A 19,920-nucleotide genomic window follows, 5' to 3' on the forward strand; every position below is an offset into this window, starting at 1 on the left:
CTCTCCCATCCGCAGCGCCAGCGGAACCTGGGCGGTGATCTCGGACCTCGTGGCGGACACTGTGGCGCAGTCCTCCGCGCTGTCCCGCGACGAGGCGGTGGAGGCGATGTCGGCCGCCGAGGCAGTCGGGCGGATGCTGATCGCGGCAGGGCACCTGCAGCAGCACCCGATCACCCTGGTGGCCGGCAAGGTCCACTGCGAGATCACGACGGTGTCCGGCACGGCGGCGCTGACGTTGGACGAGAACCTCAACCCCGTCCCCGGCGCGGCGGGCGCCGACGATTTCACAATCCACCTGCCGTCCCCGGCCCCGCTCCAGGAACAGGTGAAGGCAGCCGTCGACGGTCACTCCCGGTTGTCCGACGCTGTCCCGCCCGCTCCGGAGACGAAGGCGGCCAACTCCGGTCCGCTGATCGACCGTGAGGCTCTGCGGCGGTCGGTGACTCAGCGATGACCTCCACCTATACCTACAGCTACACCCGGACCCACACCGCCACGCACCTGACCGACGTCATCCTCGGCACCATCACCGACATCCTCGCCGACCTGGGGATCAACATGGATCGGTTCCGTCGTGACTGGGTGCAGAACGAGGATGCGATCAAGGCGTGGATCGAGGAGAGCTCCCTCGACACGGTCGTCTTGGAGTGCCACCAGCCCTCGGGCGCCGTGGCACCGGTGATCGAGTTCCCGGTGTCCTACACCACCTCCGGCGACGGCAACGCCGAGTTCACCGCCTCTCGTGCCCGAGCCGCCCGCTTCCGGGCCAAGTTCGACCGGGTGCCCGCGGGCACCACCTACCGGCTGTTCTGCACCTTCAACGGGCCCCGCACCCCGCAACCGGGTTGGGGCCCCAGCCAGCGGGCGAGCACCGACGGCCTGCGCGGCATCACCTTCGGCACCCTCGGCTCCGCCCCGCACGCCTCGACCGGCATGCGGTATTACCACACCTGAGACCACGAGCAGGAAGACACCGCTATGGGATACATCGACGACGCCTTCACCAAGCTCAAGCACAACCTGGAGATCACCCAGACCGAACAGAACCTGGCGAAGGCACGACACGAGGCCATCCGCGATTTCGTCCGGTCGCACTGGGACCTCGCCGACGACTTCCTCACCGGCAGCTACCGGCGCGACACCAAGACGAAGAAGCTCAAGGACATCGACATCTTCGTGGTCCTCGACGCCGACGGTTCCCAGGCCGGCTTCCGCGATCAGGCCCCCATCCAAGTGATCAACGCCCTGGAGACCCTGCTCCGTCAGAAGTGGAGCGACGCCGCCCGCGACGGCATGGCCGTCGTCATCCCCTACGGCCCCGACGACGAGGTCATGTCGATCGACGTAGTCCCCGCCTTCAAGCGAGACGAGGGCGGCTACTACATCCCCAATCCCTCGGCAGGCGACTGGATCGCGACCAACCCCAAGCGCCACCACGAGCTGAGCATCGCCAAGAACGCCGAATGCGACGGCAAGTACGTACCCTTCGTCAAGATGGTCAAGGGTATCAACCGCGAACTCGGTGAGCCCGTGTCGCCCTCCTTCCTGCTGGAGGTCATGGCCCAGTCACTGGTGAAACCGCCGATCGGGCTCTACCAGGACGAGATCGTGTCGTTTCTGGCCACAGCTGCCGAACGCATCGGCGACGAGTGGCCTGACCCCGCTGGCCTGGGCGGTGACGTCAACACCGTCATGAACGCCACTCAGAAGCTCGCCGCGGCCAACGCACTTACCCAGGCCCGCTCCATCGCAGAGCGGGCGGTCGATCTGGAGGACGAGGGCCAGGAGCGCGCCGCCTACGACGAGTGGAAGAAGCTGTTCGGGAACAGGATGACCAGGCCATGAACCTCTCCACCGACCCCGGCGGCGTCCACGGGATCCCGCCTCGGGCTATCCACGAGCGGCAGCTCGACGACGACATGTTGCTCCTCCAGCGCGCCGCGTCGGCAAGCCACCAACGCGGCCAGTTCCTCGAAGCCGTGCGCGTCACCGCCGCCGTCGCGCTCGCCGCCGCCGGTGTCCTGATCACGCTGATCGGCCACGGCCGGACAGTGGTCTCGATCGTCGGGTTCTTCTGGTTCGTCGTCTCCGCGTTCCTGCTCAAGGGCCTCGCCGGTAACACCGCCCGCCAGGGCGCCCTGCTCCAGGAGATGTTCGACGTCGCCCTATTTCACTTGCCGTGGCGCGCCACCGTTGCAGGCGACCCCGTCCCCGACCCCGACATCCGCCGTCTCGCGCGCAAGCTCCCCCGAGGTGGTCCCAAGGACAAGCGCATCACCGACGGCTGGTACGACCCCACCCACGACGTCCACCACCCCTACGACGTCTTCATCGCCCAGGAACAGAACCTCGCCTGGGACGCCCGCCTCCGCCGCCGCTACAGCCACCTCATCGCCGCTACCGCGATGCTGTGGGCCGGCGTCGGCCTCGTCGCTGGTCTGGTGGTCGCGGACGCCACTCTGGGCGACACCCTCCTCAGCTTCTTCGTCCCATCCCTGGCGGCCTACCAGATCGCTTACGAGATCTGGTCCGGCCAACGCAAGGTGGCCGACGAACGCGACCGCCTCACCAAGGTCGTCAACACCGAGCTACACAACGGACGCCCCGGCCCCGTCCCCGCCGACGAATGGCACCGCCTTCGAAACGTTGCACGGGACGTTCAGGACGGCGTACTCCGCACCCGCCTGGACACCACCCGAGTACCCGAGTGGTTCTACAAACGCTTCCGCGACGACGACGAATGCGACTTCGGCGATACCGCAGAAGGCCACCGCGTCCGCCTTGCCCAAAACACGCCCCCGCTAACATAGTTCGCTGGGCGGGATGCTCCGGGCCCGCCCTCCCGTAGCGGCTTACTGATCATTTCAGTATGAGTTTGGCTCACAGGCTTGGCAGTTGGGCTGGTGAGCGGCAGAGTTCTGCAGATGTCGGATGATCTTGTGCCTGATGATCTGTGGGACCGTGTCGCTCCGCTGCTCCCGCATCGCCCACCGCGGCGCCGGCGGTACCCGGGCCGGCTGCCCGCGGATGACCGTGCGGCTCTGCGCGGGATCATCTACGTGCTGCGCACGGGTGTGACTTGGGCGCACGTGCCGGCCGAGACGATCGGCTGCAGCGGGGTGACGTGCTGGCGGCGCCTGCGGGACTGGACCGAGGCCGGTGTCTGGCCCCGCCTGCACGCCATCCTCCTCACGGAACTCCGCAAGGCCGGACTGTTGGACATGGAGGACGCCGCGGTCGACGGCTCGCACGTCAGAGCTCTCAAAGGGGGGGCTCACACCGGACCTTCGCCGGTCGACCGCGCGCGCCGGGGCAGCAAGCACCACCTGATCACCGACCGGCACGAAACCCCCCTCGCAGTGTCGTTGACCGGCGGGAACCGGCACGATGTCACCCAGCTCATGCCCCTGCTGGACGCGATCCCCCGCATCCGCGGCCTGGTGGGCCGGCCCCGCCACCGGCCACGGCGGCTGTTCGCCAACCGCGGCTACGACTACGACAAGTACCGGCGGCTCCTCCGCGCCCGCGGCATCACGCCAAAGTTCGCGCGCAAGGGGACGGCCCACGGGTCCGGCCTGGGCAGGACCAGGTGGGTCGTCGAGCGAACCTTCGCCTGGCTCCACCAGTTCAAACGCCTGCGGATCCGCTACGCGATACGAGCCGACCTCCACCTCGGACTTCTCCAACTCACCTGCAGCATCATCTGCTTGAGACGACTCCGAACCTCATTCTGAAATGATCAGTTAGAGGTCGCGGCCGTGGATCGTGTCGGACGAACTGTGGTCGCTGATCGAGCCGTTGTTGCCCGAGCCGGGGCCGAAGCTGGTGGCGGGCCGGCCACGGGTGCCGGACCGGGAGGCGTTGTGCGGGATCCTGTTCGTGCTGCACACCGGGATCCAGTGGGAGTACCTGCCCCAGGAGCTGGGCTTCGGATCCGGTATGACCTGCTGGCGGCGCCTGGCCGCATGGAACGAGGCCGGTGTGTGGGAGAAGCTGCACCTGGTGCTGCTGAAGAAGCTGCGGTCGGCGAAGCGGCTGGACTGGTCCCGGGCGGTGATTGATTCCTCCCACGTGCGGGCGGCCCGGCGGGGCCCAAAAGCGGTCCCAGCCCGGTCGACCGTGCACGGCCGGGCAGCAAGCACCACGTCCTGGTCGACGGGCAGGGCATCCCGCTCGCAGTGTCGCTGACCGGCGGAAACCGCAACGACGTCACCCAGCTCCTGCCCCTGCTGGACAAGGTCCCACCGGTCGCCGGCGTCGTCGGCAGGCCACGGCGACGGCCGGACATGCTCTTCGCGGACCGCGGCTACGACCACGACAAGTACCGGCGGCTGCTGTGGAAAGGAGGCATCCGGCCCGTGATCGCCGAACGAGGACAGCCGCACGGCTCTGGCCTGGGCATCTTCCGCTGGGTCGTCGAGCGAACGATCTCCTGGCTGCACGGCTTCCGCCGCCTGCGCATCCGCTGGGAACGGCGCGACGACATTCACGAGGCCTTCCTCGGCCTCGCTACCTGCCTCATCACCCACCGACACGTCCAACGCCTTTGTTAGGACCTCTTATAGTCGCCCCGGCCTACAAGGGTAGAAACGGGCTAGGTTTGCCGTGCCAGTAGATGCGCAGTGCGTCGCGGGCTCGGGTGGTGGCGACGAACGGCTGGTTGCGGCTCTTCTTGAGTTCGCGTTCGTATCGCTTGGGGTCGGTCGTCTCGTACTTCTCGATGACGGCGGTGCGGGAGGATGCCGTCGCTCGCGCCGATGACCGCGAGCTTCTGGTACTCAAGTCCCTTGAAGCGATGCATCGTTCCGATGTGGACCTCGCCGCCGCCCTGTGGGCCGTCCTTGGTGAGGGTCGCTGTGGTGATGCCGTGCTTCGTCTCCAGGTCGGCGGCGACCCGGCCTGCCATGTCGCCGTCGGCGACGCAGACGGCCGTGGTGCCGCTCGGGTCGCGCACGGTGCCGTCCTTGTCAGGCTTGGTGATGTCCGCGCGCCACTGCTTGAGGGCCTCGGCGAGCTGAGTGATCTCGTCGGTCCAGTCGGTGCAGGCGACATACTCGGGGGCCGGCCCGTGCAGCAGGGAGTGGTAGCCGTCGAGGATGTCGGTGCCGTCGTCGAGGTCGTCATAGGTGCCCCCGCGGACGAGCTTGGCAGCCTGGTCGAGGATCTCCTGGGTGGTGCGGTAGCTCAGCGTCAGCTTCGATGAGCGGCCGCGGATGTTGATGCCGACGGTGGAAAGGGTGACTTGCCGGTCCTAGATTCGCTGGTGGGTGTCGCTGACGATGAACAGGTCGTCCGGGCCGGTCGCGACCATGGCGCGCAGCATCTTCCAGTGGGCGGGGCTGAGGTCCTGGGCCTCGTCGACGACGATATGGCGGTAGCGACGACGCAGGTAGCGCATCGCGGAGCTGTTGTCGTCGAGGTGGGCGAGGTCACCGCCGCCGATGTCCGCCTTGAGAGGCGCAGTACCCGGACCGCCACCGCCCCACCCCCTCACCGAGCCGATCACGAGGCCTGAAGGCCCCAGAAACGACGAAATACCGGTGAGTCACATGACTCGACCGGTAATTCGTGAACGCTTCGGGACGATCTCGTGAACGTCCCTCTGGTGTCCGAGGGGGGACTTGAACCCCCACGCCCGATAAAGGGCACTAGCACCTCAAGCTAGCGCGTCTGCCATTCCGCCACCCGGACCAGGTGTCTGCCGCCCTGCGTGGGTGTGTTCCCCGCGGCGACATGGACAACAATACCAAGGTTTCGGAGTGCGTTTCACCTGCGTATCCGCCCCCCTGGCGGCGGGGCCGGGAGACTGCGGGCCGGCCCTGACCGGAATCGGCCCCCGCGGCGGTGGCCGAAAGTCTCTCCGGCCCCCTGGACAACCTGCACGGCGTGCGGGATAACAGGCTCAGCATTCGTCGACTGTATGCAATGTGCTGTATGCACCTCGTGAGACGCTCCGCACCCTACGCAAAGGACAGGACGTCGCCATGCCCGACGACACCCAGGACCTGATCTCCGGTGGCCATCTCGTGGCCAAGGCGCTGAAAGCGGAAGGGGTCGACCGCGTCTACACCCTGTGCGGCGGCCACATCATCGACATCTACGACGGCTGTGTGGACGAGGGGATCGAGGTCGTCGACGTACGCCACGAGCAGGTGGCCGCGCACGCCGCCGACGGCTACGCCCGCATCACCGGCAAACCGGGCTGCGCGGTCGTCACCGCCGGGCCCGGGACGACCGACGCCGTCACCGGCGTCGCCAACGCCCTCCGCGCGGAGTCCCCGATGCTGCTGATCGGCGGCCAGGGCGCGCTGGCCCAGCACAAGATGGGCTCCCTCCAGGACCTGCCGCACGTCGACATGATGACGCCGATCACCAAGTTCGCCGCGACCGTGCCGGACACCGCGCGGGCGGCGGACATGGTGTCGATGGCCTTCCGGGAGTGCTACCACGGCGCGCCCGGACCCTCCTTCCTGGAGATCCCCCGGGACGTGCTGGACGCCAGGGTGCCTCGCGCGGCGGCCCGGGTGCCGCGGGCCGGCGCCTACCGGGCCTCGACCCGCTCGGCCGGCGATCCGGACGCGGTCGAGCGGCTCGCCGACCTGCTGACGCACGCCGAGAAGCCGGTGATCCTGCTGGGCAGCCAGGTGTGGACGACCCGGGGCACCGGGGCCGCCGTCGAGCTGGTGCGCGCCCTGGACATCCCGGCGTACATGAACGGCGCCGGGCGCGGCACCCTCCCGCCGGGCGACCCGCACCACTTCCAGCTCTCCCGGCGCCACGCCTTCTCCCACGCCGACGTCATCGTGATCGTCGGCACCCCGTTCGACTTCCGCATGGGCTACGGCAAGCGCCTCTCCCCCGCCGCGACGGTCGTGCAGATCGACCTGGACTACCGCACCGTCGGCAGGAACCGCGACATCGCCCTCGGCATCGTCGGCGACGCCGGCCTGGTGCTGGCGGCGGTGGCCGAGGCCGCGACCGGACGCCTCGGCAGCGGCGCGGCCCGGCGCAAGGAGTGGCTGGAGGAGCTGCGCGCCGTCGAGCGGGCGGCGGTGCGGAAGCGGCTGCCGCAACTGCGGTCGGACGCCTCGCCGATCCATCCGTACCGGCTGGTCAGCGAGATCAACGACTTCCTCACCGAGGACTCCGTCTACATCGGCGACGGCGGCGACATCGTCACCTTCTCCGGGCAGGTCGTGCAGCCCAAGTCTCCCGGCCACTGGATGGACCCGGGCCCGCTCGGCACGCTCGGTGTCGGCATCCCCTTCGTGCTCGCCGCCAAGCAGGCCCGGCCCGACAAGGAGGTGGTCGCCCTGTTCGGGGACGGCGCCTTCTCCCTCACCGGCTGGGACTTCGAGACCCTGGTCCGCTACGGCCTGCCGTTCGTCGGCGTCGTCGGCAACAACTCCTCCATGAACCAGATCCGCTACGGCCAGTCGGCCAAGTACGGCAAGGACCGCGAGCGCGTCGGCAACACCCTCGGCGACGTCCCGTACGACAGGTTCGCGCAGATCCTCGGCGGCTACGGCGAGGAGGTCCGCGACCCCGCCGAGATCGGTCCCGCCCTGCGCCGGGCCCGCGAGTCCGGCAAGCCGTCGCTGATCAACGTCTGGGTCGACCCGGACGCGTACGCCCCCGGAACCATGAACCAGACCATGTACAAGTGAGGGGAACGCCCATGACCGCCAGGGCACTCGAGGGCATCCGCGTCCTCGACATGACCCACGTCCAGTCCGGGCCGTCCGCCACGCAGCTACTCGCCTGGCTCGGCGCCGACGTCGTCAAACTGGAGGCGCCGTCCGGCGACATCACCCGCAGGCAGCTTCGGGACCTGCCGGACGTCGACTCCCTCTACTTCACGATGCTCAACTGCAACAAGCGGAGCATCACCCTGAACACCAAGACCGGGCGCGGCAGGGAGATCCTCACCGAGCTGATCCGGCGCTCGGACGTCCTGGTCGAGAACTTCGGGCCGGGCGCCGTCGACCGGATGGGCTTCCCCTGGGAACGCGTCCGGGAGATCAACCCGCGGATCGTCTACGCCTCCGTCAAGGGGTTCGGGGACGGCCCCTACACCCGGTTCAAGGCGTACGAGGTGGTCGCGCAGGCCATGGGCGGCGCGATGTCGACCACCGGGTTCGCGGACGGGCCGCCGCTGGCGACGGGCGCGCAGATCGGGGACTCCGGGACGGGTGTGCACGTCGTGGCGGGGATCCTCGCGGCCTTGTTCCAGCGCGAGCGGACCGGGCGCGGGCAGCGGGTCGGCGTGGCCATGCAGCACGCCGTGCTCAACCTGTGCCGGGTGAAGCTGCGCGACCAGCAGCGCCTGGCGCACGGGCCGCTCGCCGAGTACCCCAACACCGACTTCGGCGAGGAGGTGCCCCGCTCGGGCAACGCCTCCGGCGGCGGTCAGCCGGGCTGGGCGGTCAGATGCGCGCCGGGCGGCCCGAACGACTATGTGTACGTCATCGTGCAGCCGGCCGGCTGGCGGCCGGTCACCGCGCTCATCGGCCGGCCCGAACTCGCCGACGACCCGGAGTGGGCGACGCCGGAGGCCCGGCTGCCGAAGCTCGCCAAGATGTTCCAGCTGATCGAGGAGTGGTCGGCCACGCTCCCCAAGTGGGAGGTGCTGGACCGGCTGACCGCGCACGGCGTCCCGTGCGGCCCGGTCCTGTCCACCAAGGAGATCATCGAGGACGCCTCGCTGGCCGCCGACGGCATGGTGGTGCGCGTCCCGCACCCCGAGCGCGGCGAGTTCGTGACCGTCGGCAGTCCGCTGAAGCTGTCCGACTCCCCCGTGGAGGTGACCGCCTCGCCGCTCCTCGGCGAGCACAACGAAGAGGTCTACGCCGGCGAACTGGGCCTCGGGCAAGAGGAACTGCGCCTGCTGAAGTCGGACGGGGTGATCTGAGGTGCGGGCCGAGGACCGGAGGGACAGCGTGCGCGCCGAGGACCCGAAGGGGAGCGTGCGGGCCGAGGACCGGAGCGAGAGCGTGCGCGCCGAGGACCCGAAGGAGGGCGTGCGCGCCGAGGACCGGAAGGAGAGCGTGCGGGCCCTGCTGCGGGCCGTGCGGGCCGAGGGCCGTACCGCGCTGACCGCGCCCGAGGGCAGGGTGCTCGCCGACGCGTACGGGATCGCCGTGCCGGGCGAGGCGCTGGCCGGGGACGTGGACGAGGCGGTGGCCGCGGCGGCGCGTCTGGGCGGGCCGGTGGTGCTGAAGATCGTCTCGCCGGACATCCTGCACAAGACCGAGGCCGGCGGGGTCGTGGTGGGCGTGGCCGGAGCGGCGGACGTGCGGGCCGCGTTCCACCGGATCGTGGAGAACGCGCGCGCGTACGACGCCGGCGCCCGCATCGTGGGCGTCCAGGTGCAGGAGCTGGTGCCGGCGGGCCAGGAGGTCATCGTCGGCGCGGTCACCGATCCGGCGTTCGGCAAGGTGGTGGCGTTCGGGCTCGGCGGGACGCTGGTCGAGGTGCTGAAGGACGTCACGTTCCGCCTCGCGCCGGTCACCGCCGACGAGGCGCTGTCGATGCTCGGCTCCATCCGGGCGGCGCCCGTGCTGCGCGGGGTCCGCGGCCGGCCCGGGGTGGACCGGCGGGCGGTGGCCGAACTGATCCGGCGGGTCTCCGAACTGGTCGCGGACTTCCCGGAGATCGCGGAGGTGGACCTCAATCCGGTGATCGCGACGGCCCGGGGCGCGGTCGCCGCGGACATCCGGGTGATCCTGGCCGAGCGGCAGCCGGTGCCGAGGAGGAGGTACACCCGCGAGGAGGTCCTCACGTCCATGCGCCGGCTGATGCGTCCCTCCGCCGTCGCCGTGATCGGCGCCTCCCCCGAGCCCGGGAAGATCGGCAACTCGGTGCTGCGGAACCTGCTGGACGGCGGGTTCGCCGGTGACATCCACCCGGTCAACCCCCGGGCCGACGACATCCTGGGCCGCAAGGCGTACCGGAGCGTCCTGGACGTGCCCGGCGAGGTGGACGTGGCCGTCTTCGCCATCCCGGCCCGGTCCGTCGCGGCGGCCCTGGAGGAGGTGGGGCGCAAGGGCATCCCCAACGCCGTGCTCATCCCGTCCGGGTTCGCGGAGACCGGCGAGCACGCGCTCCAGGCGGAGATCACCGAGATCGCCGAGCGGTACGGCGTCCGCCTGCTCGGCCCGAACATCTACGGCTACTACTCCCCCTGGCACGACCTGTGCGCCACGTTCTGCACGCCGTACGACGTGAAGGGCCCGGTGGCGCTGACCTCGCAGTCCGGCGGGATCGGCATGGCCGTCCTGGGCTTCGCCCGCACCACGCGGACGGGAGTGTCGGCGATCGTCGGCCTCGGCAACAAGGCGGACCTGGCCGAGGACGACCTGCTCACCTGGTTCGGCGAGGACCCGCACACCGAGTGCGTCGCCATGCACTTCGAGGACCTCAAGGACGGGCGGGCGTTCGTGGCGGCGGCGCGCGCCACCGTGCCGAGGAAGCCGGTCGTGGTGCTGAAGGCGGGCCGTACGGCGGCGGGCGCGCGGGCGGCCGGCTCGCACACCGGCGCGCTCGCGGGCGACGACGCGGTCTACGACGACATCCTGCGCCAGGCCGGGGTGATCCGGGCGCCCGGCCTGGAGGACCTGCTGGAGTACGCGCGCGCGTTGCCGGTCCTGCCCGTCCCGCGCGGTGACAACGTCGTCATCATCACCGGCGCAGGCGGCAGCGGGGTGCTGCTGTCGGACGCGGTGACGGACAACGGGCTGCGCCTGATGGAGATCCCGCCCGACCTGGACGAGGCGTTCCGCCGGCTCATCCCGCCGTTCGGCGCGGCCGGCAACCCGGTCGACCTCACCGGCGGCGAGCCGCCGTCGACGTACGAGGCGGCGATCCGGCTGGGTCTGGCGGACCCGCGCGTGCACGCCCTGGTGCTCGGCTACTGGCACACCATCCTCACCCCGCCGATGGTGTTCGCCGAACTCACCGCGCGGGTGGTGGCCGAGTTCCGCGCGCGGGGCGTGGAGAAGCCGGTGGTGGCGTCCCTGGCCGGTGACGTGGAGGTCGAGGAGGCCTGCCGGTACCTGTTCGCCCGGGGTGTCGTGGCGTACCCGTACACGACCGAGAAGCCGGTGGCCGTGCTCGGCGCGAAGTACCGGTGGGCGCGGGCGGCCGGCCGGCTGCCGGACGGTTCCTGAGGCCGGCGCCGCACCCCCGTTCCTCCAGGTGCCCCGGGCCCGTCCCGGCCCGGGGCGCCGTCCCTCATCCGCATCCCCCGGCGAGGAGCTGGACGGACATGACGTCAGATCCCATGAAGACACGGCACACTCCGGCCGGACCGGACGCGCCGCAGCCCGCGTACCGCGAGGTGACCGACGCCCGCGGCCGGGTCTACCGCGTCGGCGAGACGGACCGGGACATCCTCGGTCACCCCCGCGCGCTCATGGTGTACCTGCCGTGGGTCTCCATGATGGCCATCAGCGTCTCGGAGTACGCCTACGGCTCCGCGGAGGACACCCTGTCGGCGGCCCACGGCTGGACCCAGAGCAACACGTTCTGGATCCTGAGCGTCTGGGTCTTCTTCCAGGCCGGCGTCGCCTTCCCGGCCGGGTGGCTGCGCGAGCGCGGCCTCCTCACGGCGCGGCGCGCGATGCACCTGGGCGCCGTGATGTGTCTGCTCGGCTTCCTGGCCCTGTCCCATCTGCGCGAGGTGCTGCCGGCCGTCCTCGGCTTCGGCGTCGTGGGCGGGGCCGGCTCCGGGCTGATCTACGCGACGTGCATCAACATGGTCGGCAAGTGGTTCCCGGAGCGGCGCGGCGCCAAGACCGGCTTCGTCAACGGGGGCTTCGCCTACGGCTCGCTGCCCTTCATCTTCATCTTCAACTACGCCTTCGACACCGGCAATTACCACCGGGTGCTCGATCTGATCGGCGTCTACGTCCTGCTCGTGGTCGCCGCCTGCGCGTGCTTCTTCCGGGACCCGCCGAAGAACTGGTGGCCGGCCGGCCTCGACCCGCTGTCGCGGTCCGGCGGGAGCGCGGTGAGCCTGGCCAAGAACCCGCCCGCGGTACGGCAGTACACGCCCGGCGAGGCCGTCCGGACCGGGATGCTCCCGCTGATGTGGGTCATGATCGTGCTGACGGCGGGGGTGTCCATCTTCGGGATCTCCTTCCAGGTGGACTTCGCCAAGGAGGTCGGCTTCGGACCGCTGGTCGCCGCCTCCTCGATGGGCGTCATGGCCGTCGTCAACGGCGTCGGGCGCGCGGTGGTCGGCTGGCTCTCGGACCTGTGGGGCCGCAGGACGACGCTCGTGTTCGTGATCGTGGTGCTCGGGCTCGCCCAGTTCGGCGTCATCTGGGCCGGCGACCTGCGCAACCAGTGGCTGTTCCTGTTCTTCGCCTTCCTGTCCGGCTTCGGCGGCGGCGCGTTCTACCCGCTGTTCGCCGCGCTCACCCCGGACTACTTCGGCGAGAACTACAACGCCACCAACTACGGCCTGGTCTACAGCGGCAAGCTGGTCAGCGGCCTGTTCGGCGGCGGGCTCGGCTCGCTGGTGGTCGGCGCCTGGGGCTACGACGGCGCCTACGCGCTGGCCGGCGGGGTCTCGATGGCCGCGGCGGCGCTCGCCCTGCTGCTGCGGCAGCCGGGCCGGTCCGGCGCGGGTCCGGCACCGGCGGCGCGGCCGGTCAACTGACGGCCGTGCCGGCGCCCCGCACCCCCGGGTGCTCCCCTCGCGCGGCCGGCCGGCCGCGCACCGGAGGGGGAACGCCCGCGCGTCACCGGCCGGTACGGCGCGGGCGTCGCTCAGTCCGTCCCGCGCGCGTGGTACGAGCGCCGGGTGTGCTCGGTGTGCTCGCGCATCAGCCGGGTGGCGCGCTGTTCGTCACGGCCGGCGATCGCGGCGATGAGCGCCCGGTGCTCGGTCCAGGACTGGCCGCCGCGCCGCCGGGCCACCGGGGTGTAGTACCAGCGGACCCGCCGGTCCACCTGGGCGGCGAGTCCGGCGAGGACGGTGTTGCCGGCCAGCTCCATCACCTTGCTGTGGAACGCCGCGTTCAGGGCGACCGCGCGGTCCACGTCCTCGGCCGCCACCGCCCGCTCGCCCTCGTCGCACAGCTCCTCCAGCACGGCGATGGAGTCGGCGTCCGCGTGGGCGGCGGCCAGCCGGGCCGCCTCCGCCTCCAGCAGCGTGCGGACCGTGAGGAGCTGGTCGGCCTCCTCCTCGGTCGGCTCGTGCACGAACGCGCCCTGGGCGGGCCGCAGATCGACCCAGCCCTCGGTGTTGAGCCGTTGCAGCGCCTCGCGCACGGGCTGCCGGGAGACGCCGAGGTGCCCGGCGAGTTCGCTCTCCACCAGATGCTGGCCGGGCCGGAGGGCGCGGGTGGTGATCAGTTCCAGCAGCGCCTCGTACACGCGCTCGCGCAGCGGGCCCGGGCGTTCCAGCCTGGGCACCGCCCCCGGCGGCAGTCCGGTCGACAACATCGCGGTCTCCTCCTGGGCGGGTCGGAACGCGTGGGCGCTGGAGGCTCAGTATCGATTGTCTTTCGTCTACAGTCTACGGCGCACAGGATCCAGTCCGCGGGCGCGCGGTGTTCGGGCCCAAGCGAGCGGTGCTCAGGGGCAGCGGACGACCTGGCCGGCGTAGGAGAGGTTGCCGCCGAAGCCGAACAGCAGCACCGGGTCGCCGGCGCGCAGCGCGCCCTGTTCGCGCAGCTTGGAGAAGGCGAGCGGGATGCTGCCGGCCGAGGTGTTGCCGGATTCGGCGACATCGCGGGCGATCACCGCGTTGACGGCGCCCAGCTTCTCGGCCAGCGGCTCGATGATCCGCAGATTGGCCTGGTGCAGGACGACCCCGGCCAGTTCCGCGGGGCTCACCCCGGCCTTCTCGCAGGCCTGGCGGGCGAGGGCCGGCAGCCGTGTGGTGGCCCAGCGGTAGACGCTCTGGCCCTCCTGCGCGAACCGCGGCGGTGTGCCCTCGATCCGCACCGCGTGCCCCATCTCCGGCACCGAGCCCCACAGCACCGGACCGATGCCGGGTTCCTCTCCCGGCGGGCACGCGGTCACGACGGCGGCCCCGGCCCCGTCGCCGACGAGGACGCAGGTGCCGCGGTCGGTCCAGTCGGTGACGTCGGACATCTTGTCGGCGCCGATGACCAGCGCGCGGGTGGCGGCGCCGGCCCGCAGGGTGTGGTCGGCGGTGGCGAGCGCGTGGGTGAAACCGGCGCAGACCACGTTGAGGTCCAGCGCGGCGGGGGACGGGATGCCGAGCCGGGCCGCGACCCGGGCGGCGGTGTTCGGGGAGCGGTCGACGGCGGTGGAGGTGGCGACGATGACCAGGTCGATGTCGCCGGGGGTCAGACCGGCCGCGGCGAGGGCCTTGGCGGCGGCGTGCGCGGCCAGCTCGTCCACGGGCTCGTCGGGGCCGGCGATGCGCCGGGTCCGGATGCCCACGCGGCTGCGGATCCACTCGTCGCTGGTGTCGACCATGGCCGCCAGGTCGTCGTTGGTCAGCACCCGGGCGGGCTGGTAGTGGCCGATGGCGACGATGCGCGAGCCGTTCATACGGGGATCCCCTCGTTGCCGTGGATGGCGGGATGCTCCAGTCTGGTCAGTGACTCGCGGGTACGACGGCAGGTGAGGCCACAGGATTCCGGCGCCGCGATTGTCGGCTCCGGTCAGCCGGCCGCCGCTTTCCGGCATCCGGCCGCCCGCCGGCGCCGGCGGGGCACAGACAGGGGCGGACAGGGGCGGGCCGGCCGGGACCGCACCGGCACCGGTCGGGACCGCCGGACCGCCGCGTAGGACAATGGGACCGATCCGCAGCAAGGGCCGTTTCGGCTGCCAGTACGCACAGAACCGGGGCTGATCAGAACATGGGACGAGTCACGGAACGCCGCAAGGTCCTGCGCATCCGGGACGGGGCGGTCACCACCCGGCCGGACACGCTCGTCGCGGAGGAGCCGCTGGAGATCCGGCTGAACGGCAAGCCGCTGGCGATCACCATGCGGACGCCCGGCGACGACTTCGCGCTGGCGGCCGGTTTCCTGGTCAGCGAGGGCGTCCTGGCCACGGCGGCCGACCTGCGGAACATCGTCTACTGCGCGGGAGCCACCGAGGACGGGTCGAACACCTACAACGTGGTCGACGTCCGGACCGCGCCCGGTGTCGCGGTCCCGGACTTCACCCTGGAGCGCAACGTCTACACCTCCTCCTCGTGCGGCCTGTGCGGCAAGGCCAGCCTGGACGCCGTCCGCACGACCGCGCGCTGGCCGATCGCCGACACTCCCCCGCTCCGGGTCGCCCCCGAGCTGCTGGCGGCCCTGCCCGACCGGCTGCGGGCGGCCCAGCGGGTGTTCGACCGGACCGGCGGCCTGCACGCGGCGGCCCTGTTCGACGAGCACGGGGAACTGCTGGACACCCGCGAGGACGTGGGCCGGCACAACGCGGTCGACAAGCTGGTGGGACGGGCGCTGCGCGACGACGCGCTGCCGCTGTCCCGGACGATCCTCATGGTCTCCGGCCGGGCCTCGTTCGAGCTGGTCCAGAAGGCGGTCATGGCGGGCATCCCGGTGCTCGCGGCCGTCTCGGCGCCGTCGTCGCTGGCGGTGGACCTGGCGGCGGAGACGGGCCTGACCCTGGTGGGTTTCCTGCGGGGCAGCTCGATGAACGTGTACGCGGGCGAGTCCCGGATCACCCTGCGGGAACCGGCCGCCCACGGCTGACCGGGCCACACGGACACACGGGCACCGGCCGGCCGGGCCGGCCTGGGCCCGGGCGCGGTCGTCCCGCGGCCGTGACCGCGGCTTGTCGCGGTTCTTGTGAGGCGCGTCTCACCCAACTACCTTCAGGGGACCGCACGTTGGACGTGGGATGTCCGGATGTCCAGCCGTGCGGCCGACGAAGGGCAGGTCGCACGTGCCGCCAGGTCTCCGCGCCCGTCTCCGCCCGCTGCTCACCGCCGCCGCGGCCGCGGCCGGCCTGCTCCTGCCGTTCCTCACCGCTCTCCCGGCAGGCGCCCAGCCAGCGCCCCGCGCACCGGTGTTCGCGCAGCAGGTGCTCTTCAAGGCCGCACAGGACCCCGGGTACGCGTGCTTCCGCATCCCGGCGATCGTGCGCACGACCGACGGCACCCTGCTGGCGTTCGCCGAGGGCCGGGTCCTCAACTGCGGTGACGCCGCCGACATCGACCTGGTGCTCAAGCGCTCCACCGACGGCGGGCGCACCTGGGGACCGCTCCGGGTGGTCGGCGAGGGCGCCGGCGACACGCACGGCAACCCGGCCCCCGTCGTGGACCGCGTCACCGGCCGGGTCTGGCTCGCGGAAACGTACAACACGGGCCGTACGGACGGCGCGAGTTGCTCCGTACCCTGCGACCGGACCCCGCACCTCCAGTACAGCGACGACGACGGCCTGACCTGGTCACCGCCGCGTGACCTGAGTCCCGAGATCCTGCCCGCCGACTGGAACTCCTGGTACGCCACCGGGCCCGTGCACGGCATCCAGCTCACCCGCGGCCGGTACGCGGGACGCCTGGTGTTCGGCGTCAACGCCGAGACGTTCGCCGGCGGCCGGATCACCGCCAACCACGCGGCCCTGATCGTCAGCGACGACCACGGCGGCCACTGGCGGACCGGCGCCACCGACTCCTGGCCCGTCGCCGACGACGGCACCTTCCGGCAGAAGCCCTCCGAACTGGCCCTCGCCGAGCGCGGTGACGGTTCGCTCCTGGTCAGCGGGCGGGAGCAGGACGGCACCGACCTCGGCCACCGCACCCAGGCCGTCAGCCGCGACGGCGGCACCGCGTTCACCGCGCCCTTCCGCGGCCTGCCGGACCTGTACACCCCGCAGGTGCAGGGCTCGCTGCTGCGGCTGGGCGACCGGCTGCTGCTCGCCTGCCCCGGCGACCCGGACCGGCGCCGCACGATGATGATCCGCTCCTCCTACGACGGCGGGCGCACCTGGGACAGCGCCGACCGCGGCACGGTCGTCACCACCGACTGGTCCGGCTACTCCGATCTGGTGCGCGCCGACGCCGGCACGGTGGGCCTGCTGTACGAGGGCGGCGCGGCGGACGCCCGCGACGAGATCCGCTTCGCCCGCTTCACCGAGGACTGGCTGGCGCCGCGCCGCGGTCCCGACCCGGTCACCGCCGACCTCGCCCCGCGCGCCCGCCCGGCGGCGGTGCTCGGCGGCCCGGCGCGGACCGACGGCGTGTCCGGGAACGCGCTGGAGTTCGACGGCACCGACGACGCGGTCCGGCTGCCGTACCGCGCGGGCCTGCCGCTGGGGACGGCGGACTTCACGGTGTCGCTGTGGTTCCGGTACACGGCGGCGGCCGGGGAGCAGCCGCTGCTGTGGATGGGCGGGACCGGCACCAACCAGCCCCAGGTGTGGCTGCGCGGCGAGCCGGCGAGCGACCGGATGCAGGCGCTGATCACCGTACGGAACGGGGCCGGCGCCGCGCAGAGCGCGTCCGTGCGCACGGCCGTCGCGTACAACGACGGCCGCTGGCACCACGCCGTGCTGCGGCGCGGCGGCGGCCGGCTGTCGCTGTCGGTCGACGGCACGGAGACCGCCACGGCGGACCGGCCGGGCTCGGTCAGCCGCAACTCGCCCTTCGGTGTCCACCTCGGTCAGCGCATGGACGGCCGGGCCTTCCTCACCGGCGCGCTGGACGAGGTGCGGATCTGGGACCGGGCACTGACCGACGAGGAGCTGGCCGACCCGGAGGTGCTGCGGTCAGCGCAGGACACGGTGGTGTGGCTGCCCCTGGACCGGGTGCGCGGCTGATCCGCCGCCCGTGTCCGCGCTCGTCCCGGCCGTGTCCCCGGCCTCCTGGGCGGCGGCCGCCTCCAGGTCGTGGGCCCGGCGCTTGGCGATGACCGCGCACACCATCAGTTGCATCTGGTGGAAGAGCATCAGCGGCAGGACGGCCAGGGAGGCCTGGCCGGCGAACAGGACGCTCGCCATCGGCAGCCCGGACGCGAGGGACTTCTTCGACCCGGCGAACTGGATCGCGATCCGGTCCTCCCGGCTGAAGCCGAGCGCCTTGGCGCCGTACCAGGTCAGGGCCAGCATGACCGCCAGCAGGACGGCCTCGACGCCGAGCAGCCCGGCCAGCCGCAGCGGGCTGACCTGGTGCCAGACGCCCCGGATCATGCCCTCGCTGAAGGCGGTGTAGACGACCAGCAGGATGGAGCCGCGGTCGACGAGGCCGAGGACCTTCTTGTGCCGGGTGACGAACGGTCCGATCCAGCGCCGCAGCACCTGCCCGGCGACGAACGGCACCAGCAACTGGAGCACGATCTTCACCAGCGAGTCCGTGGAGAACCCGACCGTGTCGCCGCCGAGCAGGCCCGCGGCGAGCAGTGGGGTCAGCACGATGCCGACGAGAGAGGAGAAGGAGCCGGCGCAGATCGCCGCGGGCACGTTGCCGCGGGCGATGGAGGTGAACGCGATGGACGACTGGATCGTGGACGGCACCAGCGTCAGGAACAGCAGGCCCTGGTAGAGCGGCTGGGTGAGCAGGACCGGCACCAGGGCGCGCGCGGCGAGCCCGAAGACCGGGAAGAGGACGAAGGTGCAGATCAGCACGGTGACGTGCAGCCGCCAGTGCTTCAGTCCGTCCAGCGCCTCCCGGGTGGACAGCCGGGCGCCGTACAGGAAGAACAGGAAGGCGATGGCCGCCGTGGAGGCGCCCGAGGTCACGTCGGCCGCGGTGGACCGGGCCGGGACGAGCGCGGCGAGACCCACCGTCCCGAGCAGCAGCAGGATGTACGGGTCGATCGGCATCCGACTCGGCCGGCGCAGACGTTTCACGGTGCTCCGATTGCTGTGTGGCGTGCTGTGTCTGTGGCGTGCTCTGTGACGTGCGGTCCCGGGCGCGCAGCGCCCCTCTCCATCGTCCTCCCGCGACCGCCGATCGTAAATCCCGTATACCGCTCTGACTGTCATCATGTTCCGTGATGACCGCGCTAGCCTGGGTTCATGTACGAACCGGCGCAGTTGCGCACGTTCCTCGCGGTCGCCCAGACGCTGAGCTTCACGCAGGCCGCCCGGCGGCTGGGGCTGCGCCAGTCCACGGTCAGCCAGCATGTGCGCCGGCTGGAGGACGCGGCCGGCCGGCAGTTGTTCTCCCGGGACACCCACGCGGTGGAGCTGACCGAGGACGGCGAGGCGATGCTGGGGTTCGCCCGCCGCATCCTGGAGGTGCACGAGCAGGCGGCGGCGTACTTCACCGGCACGCGCGTGCGGGGCCGGCTGCGGTTCGGCGCCTCGGAGGACTTCGTGCTGACCCGGCTGCCGGAGATCCTGGAGGGCTTCCGCTACGACCATCCGGAGGTCGACCTGGAGCTGACGGTGGAGCTGTCCGGGACGCTGCACGAGCGGCTGGCCGCCGGGAAGCTGGACCTGGTGCTGGCCAAGCGGCGCCCGCAGGACCCGCGCGGCGAGCTGGTCTGGCGGGACGACTTGGTGTGGATCGGCGCCGAGCGGCTGCGGCTGGACCCGGACCGGCCGGTGCCGCTGATCGTGTACCCGCCGCCCGGCATCACCCGGGCCCGTGCGCTGGAGGTGCTGGAGCGGCAGGGCCGTGCCTGGCGGATCGTGTGCACGAGCGGCAGCCTCAACGGGCTGGTCGCGGCGGCCCGCGCCGGCCTCGGCGTGATGGCCCACTCCCGGCGGCTGATCCCGCCGGGCCTGTTCCGGCTGCCCGACCGGGCCGGCCTGCCCGAGCTGGGCAAGATCGACTTCGTCCTGGCCCATGGCCGCCGCAGCGGGCCGGCCGAGGAGGCGGCGGACGCGCTGGCGGCGGCGGTCCTGGCGGGCGGCGAGCGGCTGCGCCGCAGCGGCGGCTGACGGCCCGGCCGCGCCCGGCGGCGGGCCCGCCGCTCACGGCGTCACCCGGCCCGGTAAGCGGTGCGTACAGATTCGGTGGAGATTACGGTACCG

Annotated in this window: 18 protein-coding genes and 1 tRNA gene; 14 read left to right on the forward strand and 5 right to left on the reverse strand. The window is 71.7% G+C overall.

All coding sequences use genetic code 11. From position 1 onward, the window contains the following. Positions 1–49 precede the first annotated feature (49 nt). From ACZ4SV_RS25595 to ACZ4SV_RS25625, 7 genes are all read left to right on the forward strand, one after another. Complete coding sequence (locus tag ACZ4SV_RS25595) at positions 50–454, forward strand: hypothetical protein (protein WP_468006712.1); 405 nt, start codon at positions 50–52, stop codon at positions 452–454. Then, positions 451–954, forward strand: a complete 504-nt coding sequence (locus ACZ4SV_RS25600; RefSeq protein WP_468006713.1) for a hypothetical protein — start codon at positions 451–453, stop codon at positions 952–954. Before ACZ4SV_RS25595 ends, ACZ4SV_RS25600 begins: the two co-directional genes overlap by 4 nt. 24 nt (positions 955–978) lie before the next feature. Continuing rightward, positions 979–1,845: a CBASS oligonucleotide cyclase gene (locus tag ACZ4SV_RS25605; protein WP_468006715.1), complete on the forward strand. Its 867-nt coding sequence runs from the start codon at positions 979–981 to the stop codon at positions 1,843–1,845. Beyond that, positions 1,842–2,810, forward strand: coding sequence for an S-4TM family putative pore-forming effector (locus tag ACZ4SV_RS25610; RefSeq protein WP_468006717.1), 969 nt, complete (start codon positions 1,842–1,844; stop codon positions 2,808–2,810). The genes ACZ4SV_RS25605 and ACZ4SV_RS25610 overlap by 4 nt, the downstream gene beginning before the upstream one ends. A 114-nt stretch (positions 2,811–2,924) precedes the next feature. Further along, on the forward strand, positions 2,925–3,734 hold the full coding sequence (locus ACZ4SV_RS25615) for an IS5 family transposase (RefSeq protein WP_468007016.1): 810 nt from the start codon (positions 2,925–2,927) through the stop codon (positions 3,732–3,734). A gap of 28 nt (positions 3,735–3,762) precedes the next feature. Beyond that, positions 3,763–4,553 (forward strand): IS5 family transposase gene (locus tag ACZ4SV_RS25620; RefSeq protein ID WP_468007018.1). Its coding sequence is split into 2 segments (ribosomal slippage): positions 3,763–4,084 and positions 4,084–4,553, totalling 792 coding nucleotides; the frame shifts between segments, so codons are not numbered across the junction. Positions 4,554–4,642: 89 nt separating this feature from the next. Beyond that, positions 4,643–5,203 (forward strand): hypothetical protein, encoded by a 561-nt coding sequence (locus ACZ4SV_RS25625; RefSeq protein WP_468006719.1) that lies wholly within the window; start codon positions 4,643–4,645, stop codon positions 5,201–5,203. A 48-nt stretch (positions 5,204–5,251) separates the two neighbouring features. On the opposite strand, the gene ACZ4SV_RS25630 is transcribed toward ACZ4SV_RS25625, so the two are convergent. Both ACZ4SV_RS25630 and ACZ4SV_RS25635 read right to left on the reverse strand, forming a co-directional pair. Then, entirely contained in the window at positions 5,252–5,494 is a 243-nt protein-coding gene (locus ACZ4SV_RS25630) for a UvrD-helicase domain-containing protein (RefSeq protein WP_468006721.1), read from the reverse strand. A 109-nt stretch (positions 5,495–5,603) separates the two neighbouring features. Next, positions 5,604–5,691, reverse strand: a tRNA-Leu gene (locus tag ACZ4SV_RS25635). A 293-nt stretch (positions 5,692–5,984) separates the two neighbouring features. Here ACZ4SV_RS25635 and ACZ4SV_RS25640 point away from each other — a divergent pair. From ACZ4SV_RS25640 to ACZ4SV_RS25655, 4 genes are all read left to right on the forward strand, one after another. Further along, positions 5,985–7,667 (forward strand): thiamine pyrophosphate-binding protein, encoded by a 1,683-nt coding sequence (locus tag ACZ4SV_RS25640; RefSeq protein WP_468006723.1) that lies wholly within the window; start codon positions 5,985–5,987, stop codon positions 7,665–7,667. Between the two features lie 11 nt (positions 7,668–7,678). Beyond that, entirely contained in the window at positions 7,679–8,911 is a 1,233-nt protein-coding gene (gene frc / locus ACZ4SV_RS25645) for a formyl-CoA transferase (RefSeq protein WP_468006725.1), read from the forward strand. Between the two features lie 109 nt (positions 8,912–9,020). After that, positions 9,021–11,168 (forward strand): acetate--CoA ligase family protein, encoded by a 2,148-nt coding sequence (locus ACZ4SV_RS25650; RefSeq protein ID WP_468007020.1) that lies wholly within the window; start codon positions 9,021–9,023, stop codon positions 11,166–11,168. A 98-nt stretch (positions 11,169–11,266) separates the two neighbouring features. Continuing rightward, positions 11,267–12,664: an OFA family MFS transporter gene (locus tag ACZ4SV_RS25655; protein WP_468006727.1), complete on the forward strand. Its 1,398-nt coding sequence runs from the start codon at positions 11,267–11,269 to the stop codon at positions 12,662–12,664. Positions 12,665–12,774: 110 nt separating this feature from the next. On the opposite strand, the gene ACZ4SV_RS25660 is transcribed toward ACZ4SV_RS25655, so the two are convergent. Together ACZ4SV_RS25660 and ACZ4SV_RS25665 are read right to left on the reverse strand one after the other, a co-directional pair. Further along, on the reverse strand, positions 12,775–13,452 hold the full coding sequence (locus tag ACZ4SV_RS25660) for a GntR family transcriptional regulator (protein WP_468006729.1): 678 nt from the start codon (positions 13,450–13,452) through the stop codon (positions 12,775–12,777). Between the two features lie 132 nt (positions 13,453–13,584). After that, complete coding sequence (locus ACZ4SV_RS25665) at positions 13,585–14,532, reverse strand: beta-ketoacyl-ACP synthase III (protein WP_365879838.1); 948 nt, start codon at positions 14,530–14,532, stop codon at positions 13,585–13,587. Positions 14,533–14,843: 311 nt separating this feature from the next. Between ACZ4SV_RS25665 and fdhD the strand changes: the two genes are divergently transcribed. Both fdhD and ACZ4SV_RS25675 read left to right on the forward strand, forming a co-directional pair. Further along, positions 14,844–15,692 (forward strand): formate dehydrogenase accessory sulfurtransferase FdhD, encoded by an 849-nt coding sequence (fdhD, locus tag ACZ4SV_RS25670; protein ID WP_468006731.1) that lies wholly within the window; start codon positions 14,844–14,846, stop codon positions 15,690–15,692. A 193-nt stretch (positions 15,693–15,885) separates the two neighbouring features. Continuing rightward, the gene (locus ACZ4SV_RS25675; RefSeq protein ID WP_468006733.1) at positions 15,886–17,760 is read left to right on the forward strand and encodes an exo-alpha-sialidase; all 1,875 of its coding nucleotides are present in this window, start codon (positions 15,886–15,888) and stop codon (positions 17,758–17,760) included. Here the strand turns inward: ACZ4SV_RS25675 and ACZ4SV_RS25680 are convergent. Continuing rightward, complete coding sequence (locus ACZ4SV_RS25680; protein ID WP_468007022.1) at positions 17,710–18,762, reverse strand: bile acid:sodium symporter family protein; 1,053 nt, start codon at positions 18,760–18,762, stop codon at positions 17,710–17,712. The two genes, ACZ4SV_RS25675 and ACZ4SV_RS25680, sit on opposite strands and share 51 nt — an antisense overlap. A gap of 195 nt (positions 18,763–18,957) precedes the next feature. On the opposite strand from ACZ4SV_RS25680, the gene ACZ4SV_RS25685 reads away from it, so the two are divergent. Beyond that, a complete protein-coding gene (locus tag ACZ4SV_RS25685) occupies positions 18,958–19,827 on the forward strand; it encodes a LysR substrate-binding domain-containing protein (protein ID WP_468006735.1) in 870 nt (289 codons plus the stop codon). The last annotated feature ends 93 nt before the right edge of the window (positions 19,828–19,920 follow it).

The organism is Streptomyces sp. NPDC027672 (assembly GCF_055566335.1).